The organism is Bradyrhizobium sp. AZCC 2230 (assembly GCF_036924495.1).
Taxonomy (GTDB): Bacteria; Pseudomonadota; Alphaproteobacteria; order Rhizobiales; family Xanthobacteraceae; genus Bradyrhizobium; species Bradyrhizobium rifense.
In genome coordinates this window covers 323,656-338,453 of the sequence record NZ_JAZHRS010000001.1, presented here as the reverse complement: position 1 = coordinate 338,453, position 14,798 = coordinate 323,656, and the positions used below count along the sequence as shown (strand labels likewise).

The 14,798-nt window shown below is 64.1% G+C and carries 10 protein-coding genes and 1 pseudogene; 5 read left to right on the top strand and 6 right to left on the bottom strand.

The window, feature by feature from the left end:
* Window positions 1-70 precede the first annotated feature (70 nt).
* The 3 genes from V1280_RS01620 (at window position 71) to V1280_RS01610 (ending at window position 5,023) form a co-directional block, all read left to right on the top strand.
* Entirely contained in the window at window positions 71-1,246 is a 1,176-nt protein-coding gene (locus tag V1280_RS01620) for an efflux RND transporter periplasmic adaptor subunit (protein ID WP_334518357.1), read from the top strand.
* Entirely contained in the window at window positions 1,243-4,380 is a 3,138-nt protein-coding gene (locus V1280_RS01615) for an efflux RND transporter permease subunit (RefSeq protein ID WP_334518356.1), read from the top strand. The genes V1280_RS01620 and V1280_RS01615 overlap by 4 nt, the downstream gene beginning before the upstream one ends.
* Window positions 4,381-4,444: 64 nt before the next feature.
* On the top strand, window positions 4,445-5,023 hold the full coding sequence (locus V1280_RS01610) for an invasion associated locus B family protein (protein WP_334518355.1): 579 nt from the start codon (window positions 4,445-4,447) through the stop codon (window positions 5,021-5,023).
* 30 nt (window positions 5,024-5,053) lie between these two features.
* On the opposite strand, the gene V1280_RS01605 is transcribed toward V1280_RS01610, so the two are convergent.
* The 5 genes from V1280_RS01605 to V1280_RS01585 all read right to left on the bottom strand — a co-directional run bounded on the left by V1280_RS01605 (window position 5,054) and on the right by V1280_RS01585 (window position 9,682).
* Complete coding sequence (locus tag V1280_RS01605) at window positions 5,054-5,773, bottom strand: ABC transporter ATP-binding protein (RefSeq protein WP_334518354.1); 720 nt, start codon at window positions 5,771-5,773, stop codon at window positions 5,054-5,056.
* Window positions 5,770-6,537: an ABC transporter ATP-binding protein gene (locus V1280_RS01600; protein ID WP_334518352.1), complete on the bottom strand. Its 768-nt coding sequence runs from the start codon at window positions 6,535-6,537 to the stop codon at window positions 5,770-5,772. Before V1280_RS01600 ends, V1280_RS01605 begins: the two co-directional genes overlap by 4 nt.
* The gene (locus V1280_RS01595) at window positions 6,527-7,498 is read right to left on the bottom strand and encodes a branched-chain amino acid ABC transporter permease (RefSeq protein ID WP_334518351.1); all 972 of its coding nucleotides are present in this window, start codon (window positions 7,496-7,498) and stop codon (window positions 6,527-6,529) included. The genes V1280_RS01600 and V1280_RS01595 overlap by 11 nt, the downstream gene beginning before the upstream one ends.
* The gene (locus V1280_RS01590; RefSeq protein WP_148771445.1) at window positions 7,498-8,361 is read right to left on the bottom strand and encodes a branched-chain amino acid ABC transporter permease; all 864 of its coding nucleotides are present in this window, start codon (window positions 8,359-8,361) and stop codon (window positions 7,498-7,500) included. The genes V1280_RS01595 and V1280_RS01590 overlap by 1 nt, the downstream gene beginning before the upstream one ends.
* A gap of 67 nt (window positions 8,362-8,428) precedes the next feature.
* The gene (locus tag V1280_RS01585; protein WP_334518350.1) at window positions 8,429-9,682 is read right to left on the bottom strand and encodes an ABC transporter substrate-binding protein; all 1,254 of its coding nucleotides are present in this window, start codon (window positions 9,680-9,682) and stop codon (window positions 8,429-8,431) included.
* Between the two features lie 704 nt (window positions 9,683-10,386).
* Here V1280_RS01585 and V1280_RS01580 point away from each other — a divergent pair.
* The gene (locus tag V1280_RS01580) at window positions 10,387-11,169 is read left to right on the top strand and encodes an inositol monophosphatase family protein (RefSeq protein ID WP_334518348.1); all 783 of its coding nucleotides are present in this window, start codon (window positions 10,387-10,389) and stop codon (window positions 11,167-11,169) included.
* Window positions 11,170-11,217: 48 nt separating this feature from the next.
* Here the strand turns inward: V1280_RS01580 and V1280_RS01575 are convergent.
* Window positions 11,218-11,316 (bottom strand): annotated as a pseudogene (locus V1280_RS01575) (DUF1428 domain-containing protein); the annotation flags it as partial.
* Between the two features lie 458 nt (window positions 11,317-11,774).
* On the opposite strand from V1280_RS01575, the gene V1280_RS01570 reads away from it, so the two are divergent.
* The gene (locus tag V1280_RS01570) at window positions 11,775-14,768 is read left to right on the top strand and encodes an autotransporter outer membrane beta-barrel domain-containing protein (protein ID WP_334518346.1); all 2,994 of its coding nucleotides are present in this window, start codon (window positions 11,775-11,777) and stop codon (window positions 14,766-14,768) included.
* Window positions 14,769-14,798: the final 30 nt, after the last annotated feature.

Below are 14,798 nucleotides of genomic sequence, written 5' to 3'. Positions count from 1 at the left end.
CAGGCGCCGGGAACCCGTTTGCTGGCGTCGCATTTCGTTCCTTTGGGCATACAAGCCGATACGAATAGATATGAAAAAGTCACGGCCGATCCTGTGGATTGTCATCATCGCAGCTGTGGCCGGAGGCGGCTATTACGGCTGGCAGCGGTTCTCGGCGCCTGAGGCCGGGAAAGTCCAGACCGCGCAGAAGGGTCCGCCGCGGGCCCCCGCCGTGCCCGTTAGCGTTGCGCCGGTCCAGAAGGCCGACTTCCCGGTCTACCTGACCGGTCTCGGCACGGTGCAGGGCTTCAACACCGTACAAGTCCGGACCCGGGTCGACGGCCAGATCGACAAGATCGCGTTCACCGAAGGCCAAATGGTCAACCAAGGCGATCTCCTGGTCGAGATCGATCCGCGCCCGTTCCAGGCCGCCCTCGATCAGGCCAAGGCCAAGAAGGCGCAGGACGAGGCCAATCTCGCCAACGCCAATCTCGATCTGCAGCGCTACACCAAGCTCGGCGAATTCGCGACGCGGCAGCAGACCGACACGCAGCGCTCCACCGTTGCCCAGCTCACCGCCCAGATCGCCGCCGACGAAGCCGCGATCGCCAACGCCCAGACCCAGCTCGACTACACCCAGGTCAAGTCACCGATCACCGGCCTCGCCGGCCTGCGCCAGGTCGACATCGGCAACATCGTCAACGCCTCGAGCCAGACCGGCGTCGTTACCATCGCCCAGGTCGAGCCGATCACGGTGATCTTCACCGCGCCGGAAGACCAGCTGCCTTATATCAGCGAGGGCCAGAAGTCCGGCGAGCTCAAGGTGATCGCGTTCACCACCGACGGCAAGAAGACGCTGGCCGAGGGCAAGCTCGCCGTCATCAACAACCAGGTTGATACGACCAGCGGGACTATTCGGCTCAAGGCGGTGTTTGCCAACAAGGAACACACGCTGTGGCCGGGACAATCGGTGTCGACACGTCTGTTGGTGCGGACCCTGAAGGATGCGACCATCGTCCCCGATGACGCCGTCCTGCATTCGACCAACGGCCTCTACGCTTATACCGTCAACCAGGACAACAAGGCCGAGGTTCGCAAGATCAAGGTCAGCTACGCCATCGACGGACGTTCGGTTGTCGATGAAGGATTGAGCCCCGGTCAGCAAGTCATCACCGGCGGTCAATATAAGGTGCAGCCCGGCAGTCTCGTTTCGACGGCCGTGGCGAGTTCGGATCCGGTTCAGAAAAGCAAGGTTCAGCAGGAATGACCGAAGGCGGGATTTCGGCACCTTTCATCCGTTATCCCATCGGCACATCGTTGCTGATGGCCGGCATTCTTTTTGTCGGTCTCGTCGCCTATCCCCTGCTGCCGGTCGCGCCGCTGCCGCAGGTGGACTTCCCGACCATCCAGATCACGGCCAATTTGCCGGGCGGCAGCCCGGAGACGATGGCCTCGTCGGTCGCGCAGCCGCTGGAGCGCCAGTTCGCCCAGATTCCCGGCATCGCGCAGATGACCTCGACGAGCTATCTGGGCACCGCTTCGATCACCATCCAGTTCGACCTCAACCGCAGCATTGATGGCGCCGCCAACGACGTTCAGGGCGCCATCAACGCCGCCAGCGGCCAGCTGCCGAAGAACCTGCCCTCGCCGCCGACCTACCGCAAGGTGAACCCGGCGGACTCGCCGATCCTGCTGCTGTCGGCGACGTCTGACACGCTGCCGCTGACCACTGTCAGCGATTCGATCGACGCCCAGCTCGCCCAGCAGATCAGCCAGATCTCCGGCGTCGCGCAGGTGTTCATTGGCGGCCAGCAAAAACCCTCGGTCCGCGTGCAGATCGATCCGGCGAAACTCGTGGCCAAGGGCCTGTCGCTGGAAGACGTGCGCACCGCGATCGGCATCACCACGGTCGACAGCCCCAAGGGCAATATCGACGGCGACAAGCGCGCCTACACGATCTACGCCAACGACCAATTGTTGCAGTCCAGGGACTGGAACGACGTCATTATCGCCTACCGCAACGGCGGCCCCCTGCGGATCAAGGACATCGGCCAGGCCGTCACCGGTCCGGAGGACGCCAAACAGGCGGCCTGGGCCAATGGCAAGCGCGGCGTGTTCCTCGTGGTGTTCAAGCAGCCAGGCGCCAACGTCATCGAGACCGTCGACCGGATCAAGGCGACCCTGCCCCGCCTCGTCGCGGCGATCCCGCCCGCGGTCAAGATCGAGGTCATCAGCGACCGCACCACCACCATCCGCGCCGCGGTCGAGGACGTGCAGTTCACGCTGCTCCTGACCATTGCGCTGGTGGTCATGGTCATCTTCGTCTTCCTGCGCAGCTTCTGGGCGACGGTGATTCCCACCATCACGGTTCCGCTGGCGCTATTGGGCGCCTGCGCGCTGATGTGGGTGTTCGGCTATTCGCTCGACAATCTGTCGCTGATGGCCCTCACCATCGCGGTCGGATTCGTCGTCGACGACGCCATCGTGATGCTCGAGAACATCACGCGCTACATCGAGGAAGGCGAGAAGCCGCTCGCCGCCGCCTTCAGGGGTTCCAAGGAAATCGGCTTCACCATCGTCTCGATCTCCATCTCGCTGGTCGCGGTGCTGATCCCGCTGCTGCTGATGGGCGGCATCATCGGGCGCCTGTTCCGCGAGTTCGCGGTCGTGCTGGCGATGACCATCTTCGTCTCGATGTTCGTGTCGCTGACCCTGACCCCGATGATGGCCTCGCGCTTCCTGCGTTCCCACAGCGAAGTCACTCACGGCAAGTTCTACCAGTGGAGCGAGAAGGCGTTCGACGCGATGCTGCGCGGGTATGAATACGTGCTCGACCACGCCATGGCCTGGCGGCGCACCACGCTCGTGATCTTCTTCGCCACCCTCGCTTTGTCGGTCTATCTCTTCATCCTGATCCCGAAGGGCTTCTTCCCGCAGCAGGACGTCGGCCTGATCACCGCGACCTCGGAAGCCTCCCAGGACATCTCCTTCGCCGAAATGCAGCGCCGTCAGGTCGAACTCGGCAAGATCGTGATGGAGGATCCCGATATCGCCTCCTCGGCGATGAACATCGGCGGCAGCGGCCGCGCCGGCAATAACGGCAACATGTTCATCACCCTGAAGCCCCGCAATGAACGCGAGGCGTCCGCGCAGCAGATCATCGCGCGGCTGCGTCCCAAGCTCGAGAAGGTCGCCGGCGCCCGCCTCTATATGCAGGCGGCCCAGGACGTCCGCCTTGGTGGCCGTCCGACCCGCACCCAGTTCGAGTTCACGCTGCAGGACGCCGATCTCGGCGAGCTCAATTCGTGGGCGCCGAAGATTCTTGCCAAGATGCAGACGCTGCCGGAGCTGCGCGACGTCGCGACCGACCAGCAGACCCAGGGCACCACGGTCCAGCTCAAGATCAACCGCGACACCGCCTCGCGCTACGGCATCCAGCCGCAGCTGATCGACGACACGCTCTACGACGCCTTCGGCCAGCGCCAGGTCGCGCAGTATTTCACGCAGCTCAACAGCTATCACGTGATCCTGGAAATCCTGCCGGAGATGCAGGGCAACCTGGATTCACTGAACAAGCTCTATCTGAAATCGCCGCTGACTGGCGATCAGGTGCCGCTCTCGACGTTCGCGACCTGGTCCACCGATCCGGTCCGGTCGCTCTCGATCAGCCATCAGGGCCAGTTCCCGGCGATCACGATCAGCTTCAACCTTGCGCAGGGCGTTGCGCTCGGCCAGGCCACGGAGTCCGTGCAGAAGGCGATGACCGAACTCGGCGCGCCGCCGACGCTCAATTCGAGCTTCCAGGGCACAGCGCAGGCGTTCCAGCAGTCGCTGGGCACCGTGCCGCTTCTGATCCTCGCAGCACTGGTCGTGGTCTATCTGATCCTCGGCATCCTCTACGAGAGCTACATCCACCCCATCACGATTCTGTCGACCCTGCCCTCGGCCGGCGTCGGCGCGCTCGCGATCCTGATGGCGGCCGGCTTCGAGTTCAGCCTGATTGCTTTGATCGGCGTCATCCTGCTGATCGGCATCGTGAAGAAGAACGGCATCATGATGGTCGACTTCGCCATCGCCGCCGAACGCGACGGCAAGACGCCGGAGGAATCGATCCGCCAGGCCGCGCTGCTCCGCTTCCGCCCGATCATGATGACCACGATGGCAGCACTTCTCGGCGGCGTGCCGCTGATGCTTGGCCACGGTACCGGCGCCGAGATTCGCCAGCCGCTCGGCTACGCCATGGTCGGCGGCCTGATCGTCAGCCAGGCGCTGACGCTCTTCACCACACCGGTCGTCTATCTCTATCTCGACAAGTTCTCGAACCTGTTCAAGAGCCATTCGGCCGAGGACGAAGGGCACGAGACGTCAGAGCACGGCACCGTCAAGGAAGCCGCCGAGTAGTCTTGCGCCACGGCTTCCGCGACGCTACAGCGAGGCCCTCGGTTCACGCCAACGCGGTCTCGCCATGCCCATGCAATCCAGACTTGTCGCTCTCGCCGCCGCCGCTGCCCTGTTATCCACGGGCGCCGCGTATGCCCAGCAGGGCGCCAAGAAGAACGCAGCTCCCCCGGCCCCTGCCCCGGCGGCACAGCCCACGCCTGCACCGACCCAGCCGCAGGCCGAGGGCGCTCCGGCGCAGCCCGGCTGGATCGCCCGCTGCACCAGCGCGAGCCGCGACGCGCCGCTCGAATGCGCGATCGAGCAGAACGCGGTGCTGACCAAGACCGGCCAGACCATCGTGCTGATCAACATCCGCATGGCCCCCGACACCCGCACGCCGGTTGCCCTGCTCCAGCTTCCGCTCGGCCTCAATTTGCCGGTCGGTGCAAAACTCCAGGTCGACGAGGGCAAGACGGTCGATCTCCAGATCCAGACCTGCGAGAACCGCGGCTGCTACGCCTCGACGCCGATCGCGCCGGATCTGCTTGCGAGCCTGAAGTCGGGCAAGCAGTTGAAGGTCTCATTCCAGAACATGGCCAAGGAAACCATCGCGATCCCGATGCCGCTCAGCGATTTTGCGGCGGCCTACGACAAGATCAAGTAAGGGGCGCCTGCCCCCCACTGTCGCGCTCGATCACCCCACGCCCAAATAGGCCTTCTGCACCTGCGGATCCTCGGCCAATGCCGCGGCGGTGCCGGACAGCACGCTCTTGCCGACCTGGAGCACGGTGGCGAAGTCCGAGACTTCCAGTGCGAGCTCGATCGATTGCTCAGCGAGCAGGATGGTCAGCCCTTCACGATGCAGGCGGCCAAACGTCTCGTACATGGACTCGACCACCGCCGGCGCGAGGCCGAGCGATGGCTCGTCCAGCATCAGGAGTTTCGGGTCGCTCATCAGCGCGCGGCCGACCGCGAGCATCTGCCGCTCGCCGCCGGACATGGTGCCGGCGCGCTGGTTGCGGCGCTCCTTCAGCCGCGGAAAGATCTCGTAGACGCGCTCGAGCAGCGCGACCTGGCGCGATTTGTCGTGCAGCGGCGTCGCGCCGAGCATGAGGTTGTTCTCGACACTCTGCTGCACGAACAGCCGCCAGCCCTCCGGCGAGAGCGCTAGTCCCTTGCGCACGATCGCAAAGGCCTTTTGGCCGGCAATGTCCTCGCCGCGAAAGCTGATCGTTCCTGAATGTACGGGGATAAGGCCGGCGATCGCATTCAGCGTCGTGGTCTTGCCGCCGCCATTGGAGCCGAGCAGCGCGACGACGCTGCCCTCGGGCACTTCCAGCGAGACATCGGAGACGCCGATGAGGTCGCCATAGCGCACCTCGAGATGCTCGATCCTGAGCAATGCTCCGCTCATAGGTCCGGCCCGCCCATGAGCTCGACCGGCGTGTGGCCAGCGGCCGCCTTCGCCGCGCGTTTGCCGAGATAGGCTTCGATCACCGCGGGGTTCGAGGTGACCTCGCGCGGTGACCCGCGGGCAATCTCCTTGCCCTGGTGAAACACCATCACCCGGCTTGCCAGCGACATGATCACTTCCATGATGTGCTCGACGATGACGAGCGTGATGCCGGAACGATGGATGTCGCGGACGAGATCGATCGCGAGCTTCACTTCGTGCGCGTTGAGCCCCGCCATGGCCTCATCGAGCAGCAGCACTTTTGGCTCGGTCGCGAGCGCCCGGGCGATCTCAAGCCGCTTGCGGCCGGGCGTGCCGAGCGAGCGCGCCGGCGCATCCGCAAGCCGGCTCATGCCCACGCGCTCCAGCACGGCGCGCGCCTTGGTCTCGGCTTCCTTGCGATGCGCGGTGCGCAGAAACGCACCGATCATGACGTTCTCGAGCACCGTCATGCCCTCGAACGTCTGCGGCACCTGGAAGGTGCGGGCAAGCCCGAGCCCGGCGCGCAGCTCCGGCGCGAAATCGGTGATGTCGCGTCCTTCGAACAGGACGCGGCCGGAGGTGGTCTTGAGATCGCCGGTCAGGCAATTGAAGAAGGTCGACTTGCCCGCGCCGTTCGGGCCGATGAGGCCGAGAATGTCGCCCTGCTCCAGCGTCACGGAGGCATCGTCCACCGCCTTGAAGCTGCCGAACGCTTTTGTGATTCCGCGCGCCTCAAGGAGCATGGCTTGCTCCTGCGTCAGCGCCAGTCTTTTTCCGGCGCATGAACAGGCTGAGCAGGCCACCCGGCTGGAAGCGCGCGATCAGCACGATGATCGCACCATAAAGAACGAAGGTGAGGCCTGCGCCCTTGCCGCCGAGCCAGCTGTTGGAGATCTCCTCCAGCGGCACAAGGATCGCCGCGCCCACCAATGGCCCGAACAGCAGCCCTGCCCCGCCCAGCGCCGCCATGATCAGGATTTTCACCGAGATCAGAATGCCGAGACCTGACTCAGGGTCGACAAAGCCGAACATCATCGCATAGAGCGCGCCGGCGACGCTGGTGAATGCCGCGCTCAGCATGTAGGCGTAAAGCTTGGTGCGGCTCGCGGGTGCGCCGAGCGAGCGCGCGGCGCGCTCGGAATCCTTGATCGCGCGCAGGTAGAATCCCATCCGGCTGTTGGTCATCCACCAGGTGACGAACAGCGTGATCGCGAGGATGACGAGGAAGAGATAGTAATACGGCAGTGACGACAGGAACGAGAGATCGAAGATGTTGCGCGGCACGGTCGGGCCCGAGAGGCCGACCGCCGCGCCCAGCCAGTCGGTGTTGGTGACGATCAGCCGCACCGTCTCGGCCACCGCGATCGTCGCCATGCTGAAATAATGCCCCGACAGCCGCAGCGTCGGCACGCCGATGATTGCGGCTAAGCCCACCGCAATCACGATGCCGCCGGGGATGCCGAACAACGGCGACAGGCCGAACTTGGCGTAGGACCCCATCGCGGCATAGGCACCGCAGCCGAAGAACACGACATGGCCGACCGAGACCTGACCGGCATAGCCGCCGACAATGTTCCAGGCCGACGCCGCGATCGCGTAGAGCAGCACCAGCGCGCCGAGGCGCTGCTGGAACGGCGAGGACAACAGCAAGGGATAGGCGATCGCAGCGGCCACGACGACCGACAGCCAGATCAGGCGCCGCATCACATCTTCCCCATCAGGCCCTGTGGCCGGAACCAGAGGAAGAGCAAGAACAGCACATAGACGACGATATCCTTGTAGATCGCGCCGATCAGATAGCCGGAGAGTGACTCGATCACGCCGATCAGGAGACCCGCGACAAGCGCGCCCGGCACGCTGCCAAAACCGCCGAGCGACACCGTGACGAAGGCGACGATGCCGAGCGTCTCGCCGACTGTCGGTACGATGTAAAAGAAATTCGCGATCAGCGCGCCGGCGAGCCCGGTGGCGCCGGCCGCGATCGCCCAGGCAATCGCCTGCATGGTGTCGGGCCTGATCCCCATCAGCTGCGCCGCGGTCTGGTCTTCCGCCACGGCCAGCATTTTCGAGCCGAGCGAAGTGCGCGTCAGCAACAGATGCAGGCCGAGCGTCACCAGCAGCGCGACCACGCCGGCCAGCAGCCGCGAGGCCTCGATGCGCAGGCCCGCAAACGCATAGGTGCCGCCGACGATGTTTTGCGGCATCGACAGGAAATTGGCGCCGAACCACCAGAACACGGAATAGCGCAGCAAGAGCGCAAGCCCGAAGGTGCCGAGGATCTGCGCCAGCATCGGCCCCTTCATGATGTCGCGGATCAGGGCAAAGTAGACGACGACGCCGACGGTTGCGAGCACCAGGGTTGCGAGCGGCGCACCCAGGATCGGCCCGCCTCCCATCAGGGTGTAGACGACGTAGGCGACATACATGCCGAGCATGACGAAATCGCCATGCGCGAAATTGACGATGTTCATCATGCCCCACACCAGCGTGAGGCCGGAGGAAAACAGGGCGTAGACGGCGCCAAGCAGAAGCCCGCCGACGATCACCTGCACGAGGACAAAGGACATGAGCCGCGTTGCTCTGATCAAATCATTTTGGGACAGGCGGGGCGCGCGGCCCCGCCTTCAAAAAGTCTCACCAGCCCTTGTAGGGCAGTACCGGCGGCTTCTCGGCGCTCGCCTTCGGCCACACCGAGACGTAGTTCTCGCCGTCCTGAAGCTGGATGATGGCGCCGGACGCAAGGATGTTCTGGCCCTTGTCGTCGAACTTCACGCCCCTGTAGCCGATCATGAGCTGGTCGGCCTTCAGCTCCGTCGCCTTCAGCGCGGCCTGGACCTTTGCCGGATCGGTCGCGCCGGCGCGGTCGATGGCGTCGGCTAGCACGAAGAAGCCCTGCATCTGGCGGGCGACCGTGTCGTCCATCTCCTCGCCGCTCTTCTTCTTGTACAAGTCGGCGATGACGGCGGATGCCGAGCCCGGCGGTCCGACGACCCAGGACGAACGGTTGAAGACGCCCTGCGAGATCTTGCCGACCGCCTTGATGAAGGACGGGTCGGAATAGCCGGCATCGTCGGCAAGCAGGATCGCCGGCTTGTAGTCGAGCGACTGCATGGTCTTGGCGAACAGGATCGCGTCCGACGTGTAGCTGATCATGATGATCACGTCGGGCTTCTTGTCCTTGAGCTGGAGCACCTGGCCCTGCACGTCGGTCGCGTTGACGGGATAGGCGACGTCGAGCGCGACCGGCTGCCCCTTCTCCTTGAAGGCGACGCTGATCGTGTTGGCGACCGAGGTGCCGTATTCGGTGTTGTCATGGACCAGCGCGATGGCGTCGGTCTTGGCGCCGCTCGCCTTCATGTCGGCGAGGAAATCAACGTAGATCTTGGCGAAATCCGTCGCGATCGGCGTGGTGCGGAAGAACCATTTGAAGCCGCGCTCGGTGAGATTGGCGGCAACCGATTCCGAATTCAGGAAGGGAATGCCGTATTTCTCGGCGATCGCGCTCGATGTCAGCGTCACGCCGGATTGATACGAGCCGAACACGGCCGCGACCTTGTCTTCCGTGATCAGGCGCAGCGCCTGGTTCTGCCCTGTCGCCGGATTGCCCTGGTTGTCGGCGAAGACGGCCTCGATCTTGGCGCCGCCGAGACCGGCAAGACCTGCGGTCTTGGCCAGCGGCAGATTGCCGAGCTCGGGATGGGCATTGTTGATGATGTCCATGGCGACTTCGAGCGCCGCCTTGGCGTGCGCGCCGATCGAGGCAGTGCCGCCGGACATCGGCAGGATGACGCCGATCTTGACCACCTTGTCCTCGGCGCGCGCGCCGGCCGCGAACGCAAGGGACATCGCGGCCGCGCAAAGCAGCCCCGCAACGTGCTTCAATGTCATGAAATCAGACCTCCCAAAGGGTTTCCCCAACCAGGATTTTTTGGAAAGCTTGGGCGAAACGCCCGCTTCCGTTTGAATTATGCCTGGCGACGCGAGGATGGCATGCCAGCGGGACACCGGCAAGGTGAAACGGGTTGCGACGATGCTGCACAGGCAAGCAACGATTACGCGCGAGGGCACGCGGCGTCGTTCAATCTGGCGTCGTTTGTTGCAGACGCGACAACTGCCGCGGCGCGCCTCCTAGCTTGGGCAAGCCCGGCCCGATGCGGGGCGGCCGAACTCCGCCCAGTCGCCCGCCTTCATGACCGGGCGCTGCGATAGCGGCTTGCTGCGATAACGATGGATCGCATTCGAAGTCTCTGCAAAGACCAACACGGTCGATCCCATCGCCTTCGGCGGATCGAGATGTGAACACATCCTCATCGGCATCGCGCCTCAGAAGCTCCGCCGTGGAGATGCTTCTGTAATGACCGTGCGTGCTCGCGCAGTCGTATCGCGAATGCGTCGTGGTCCGACTGAATTGGTTCTGCGATGCGGCGGGGGCATCGAGACGGGCCGGCTCCGGCCTTGACTTGCCAGCGCGGAGAATGAAATGCTTACCTCTCCCCGATCGGTCCCGACGTGCTGCGCGCTCAGATGCTCGCCGATGCAGCCACCGAATCCACCCGTACCGGTCGCCCTGTCGCCATCGAGGCCGCCTGATCATGACCCCAACCGAACTCATGCTGCGGCGCTACGCGGCCCAGGGCCTCGTCGCCGAGGCGGGGCGCATGGCGCTCGACTATTTCGGACGCAAGGAAACCCTCGGCGTCACGATGAAGGGAGCGCAGGATTGGCTCACCGTCGCCGACGGCGCCGTCGAGGACTTTATGCGTGCGCGGCTCAAAGAGCTTTTCCCTGGCGACACGGTGATCGGCGAGGAAGGCGGCGGCGAGGCCAGCGATGCGGTCTGGATCCTCGATCCAATCGATGGCACGTCGAACTTTGCGCGTGGCGATCGCAACTGGTGCATCTCAATCGGCTTCCTGCTGAACCGCGAACCGACGATCGGGATCGTCGCCGCACCAGCGTTGGACGAGCTCTATGTTGCTCAACGTGGCCAGGGCGCGACGCTGAACGGGCAGCCGATCGCCGTTTCGGGCGCCGATGATATCCGCCGCGCCTATATCGAACTGGGTTGGTCGGCCCGTATACCCTCGCAGCGCTATCTCGACATGATCGGCCGCGGTTATTCCGCCGGCTGCTCGATCAAGCGCGGGAGCTCGGGCACGCTGGGCCTCTGTCACGTCGCGAACGGGCGCACCGACGCCTATGCCGAGCTGCACATCAACGCCTGGGACGTCGCCGCCGGCATTGTGATCGTCGGCGAGGCTGGTGGCTGGGTCAACGACTTCTTCGCCGGTGACGGCATCAGCAAGGGCAATCCGATTCTGTGCTGCACGCCGGCGCTGGGGTCGAAGCTCAGCGAAATCACGGGGATTTCCTAGCCGGCGTGACACTTATTGCTGTGGCGCGGTGGAGAATGGCTAACTCACCTACGAAGCCCGCTCATCGCGTGCCTGCAGCAACGTGGTGAAGCCGCCATAGATCATGCGCTTGCCGTCGAACGGCATGTCGGAGCCCTTGAGACGCGGCCGACGGCAGGACAAGGGATTGTGCCTCCCACGGTTGCCGGTACGATCATTCGACCGACTCCCGCCGGCTACGAACATTACCCGTTTTGGTTTTATTTTGTTCTCATGTAGAATATTTGCGTGGTCTGTCTGGGGGCAGCTGCGCTCCCCGCGAACAGCGCGGGTGTGGCCACCGTTATAGCGCTGGGAGCAACTCTGGATCGGTCCCGCCATGTACGAAGCTCGCAAGGTTTGTAATTCTCTCCTAGCGAATTTCGATGCTGTCGAGTTGAACATCACCACCCGCTCTTATGCCGGCAGGGGCGTGGTGCGATATCAATGGTGAACACGTGAAGATCACGCGCGACAGGTTTCGAGGACGGAACCGAGATGGCCCGCACCAAAGCCGCGTCAGGACTCAGTTACTGGAGACGACCGCGCTCGTCGCGGCGGCGCTCGGACTCGCCGGGGCCTCGGACGTGGCGCGAGCTCAGTCGGTCTGGAACGGCGCGAGCACCAACTACAATCTCAACACCAACTGGAGTCCGACCACGGCGCCGGTGGCAACAGGCCAGTCCGCTGTCTTCGGGGCGACCGGAAGCTCAACCGTCACTGTGACGGCCGGCCCGATCACGCCCGACGCATGGACCTTCAATTCCAGTTCGCAAAATTACACGATCAGCGGGGCTGCGGTGAATTTCGGCGTGGCCGGCGTCACCGGCGGCATCATCAACAATGCGGGTGCCGGCAAGACGATCACGATCGCAGACAATATCGGAGAGTCGGTCGCCGGCGTGCAGCTGCAGCAGCTTGGCGCCGGTTCGCTGTTCCTGTCCGGCACGAATACCTATGCCGGTCCGACGACGGTGAGCGGCGGGATTCTGGGCATAAGCATCGGCGGTAGCATCACGTCGAATGTCACCAACAGCGCCATCTTTGACAACAGCGGCACAGTCACGGGGTCATTGACCAATACCGGAACGGTGAACGCCGGGGGATTGCCCGCGACAACTGCAATGTTCAACGGCGCGATCGTCAATACGGACACAGCTGCATTCACCGTCAATCGCAACGTGGTTGCCAACGGCAGTTTCGCGAATAGCGGAACGGCTCTCCTCGATATTCAGATCGCGAGCCAACTAAGCGGCATCACGACGCTGACCAATTCATCGACTCGCGGGATCGGGATATTCATCGACGTACTCGCCTCCTTGAGCGCGGATCATGTCGTCAATGCAGCGGGCTCGACGATAGATAACAACGGTACGTTGACCTCCTTGCATGGCCCGGTCATCAATGCCGGCACGCTGAATACCGATGGAAGAGATTCCCCAGGTGGGTCCGGCCAGTTGTACGGCGGTATCAACAACACCGGAACGGTGAGCGCGAAGGGGTCCGTTTCGGGCGCCATCGTGAACGCCGGCTCTGGACAATTTTTTGCCACGAGCCTGAACGGCGATAGCTCATTCCTCAACCAGGATTCGGCTCAGCTCATCGTGTCAGTCTACCATAGCCAGGGCAAGGGCTTTCAAAACCTGACGTCGCTGACCAACACATCAACGGCTGCGGTAGGCGTCAACGTAACGGCCGGCAGCGCATTGAGCATCAATGGCGCACTGACCAATTCCGGCAACATTCGGATCAACGGCAGCGTCGTGGCCGGCGGCGTCGACAATCAGGCTGGCGGCTCGATCTTTGCGAATGGCCCGGTGAGCGGAAACCTCAGCAATGCGGGTGCCGTCGAAAACATCGCCCTCTGGAGCGGCACGGTCGCCAACACCGGCACTTTCCAGAACGATGCCGTCGGGCAGGTCTCCGGCCTCCTGACCAACACGGCCGGCACGACAATCAACAACGGCGCGCTTAACGACGGCGCTAGCATCAGCGGCGGTGTTTTCACCGGTGCCGGCTCGGTCACCAACCTCACGGTATCCGGCGGCACGTTTGCGCCGGGCAACGGCACGCCCGGCAGCTCGATGACGGTGACCGGCAGCCTCGCCTTCCAATCGGGCGCGCTCTATCTCGTGCAAGTCAATCCGCTGACGGCATCCTATGCCTATGTGGCGGGGACCGCGACGCTGAACGGCGCGACCGTGAATGCGGTGTTCGCGCCGGGAAGCTACGTCGAGAAGCAGTACCGGATCCTGACCGCGACCAGCGGCGTGTCCGGCACCTTTGGCACGCTGGTCAACACCAACCTGCCGGCGAACTTCAAGACCGACCTCAGCTACGATTCGACAAATGCCTATCTCAACCTTTCGCTGATCTCCGGCACCGGCCTGAGCGGCAATCAGCAGGCGGTCAGCAACGCTTTCACCACCTATTTCAACACCAACGGCGGTATCCCGCTGATTTACGCAACGCTCACGCCGGCCGGCCTGACCCAGGCCTCGGGCGAGCTCGGCACCGGCTCGCAGCAAACCACGTTCAACGCCATGGGCCAGTTCACGGGCCTGCTTACCGATCCCTTCATGGACCGTGGCGGCGGGGCCAATCCGAACTTGAACGCGCCGGGCTTTGCCGACGAAGACGCGCTCGGCTATGCCACCAAAGACAGACGTCTCGCCTCAGAGCGCGACGCCTATGCGATTTTCACCAAAGCGCCGCTGCGCGGCGGCTACCAGCCACGCTGGAGCGTGTGGGCCGCAGGCTTCGGCGGCTCACAGAGCACCAGCGGCAATGCGGTAGCAGGCTCGAACAACACCGCGAGCAGCATCTATGGCACGGCGGTCGGCGCGGACTACCTGTTCTCGCCCCAGACCATTGCCGGCTTCGCGCTTGCCGGCGGCGGCACCAATTTCGGCGTCACGGGCTTCGGGGCCGGCCACACCGACCTGTTCCAGGCGGGCGCCTATCTGCGCCAGGTCAACGGACCGAGCTACATCTCGGCCGCGCTGGCCTATGGCTGGCAGGATGTCACCACCAACCGCACGGTGACGATCGCCGGCTTCGACCAGTTGCGTGCCGAGTTCAACGCCAATGCCTGGTCCGGCCGCCTCGAGGGCGGCTACCGCTTCGTCGCGCCATGGATCGGCGGCATCGGCATTACGCCCTATGCGGCCGGACAGGTCACCACCTTCGACCTGCCCGCCTATGCCGAGAGCGTGGTCTCCGGCGGCGGCGCGTTTGCTCTGGCGTACGGCGCCAAGAGTGTCACCGACAGCCGCACCGAACTGGGCTTCCGCAGCGACAAATCCTTTGCCGCCAGCGACGGCATTATCACACTGCGCGGCCGGCTGGCCTGGGCGCATGACTTCAATCCGGACCGTGCGGTGGGTGCGACCTTCCAGGCCCTGCCCGGCACCAGCTTCATCATCAACGGCGCGGCGCAGGCCGCCGACTCCGCGCTCGTCACCGCATCAGCCGAGAAGCGATGGCTCAACGGCTGGTCCGCCGCCGCGACCTTCGAGGGCGAATTCTCCGACGTCACCCGCTCCTACGCCGGCAAAGGCGTGGTGCGGTATGCCTGGTGATGTTGGCCTTTGGCCCTTCGCGTCGATATC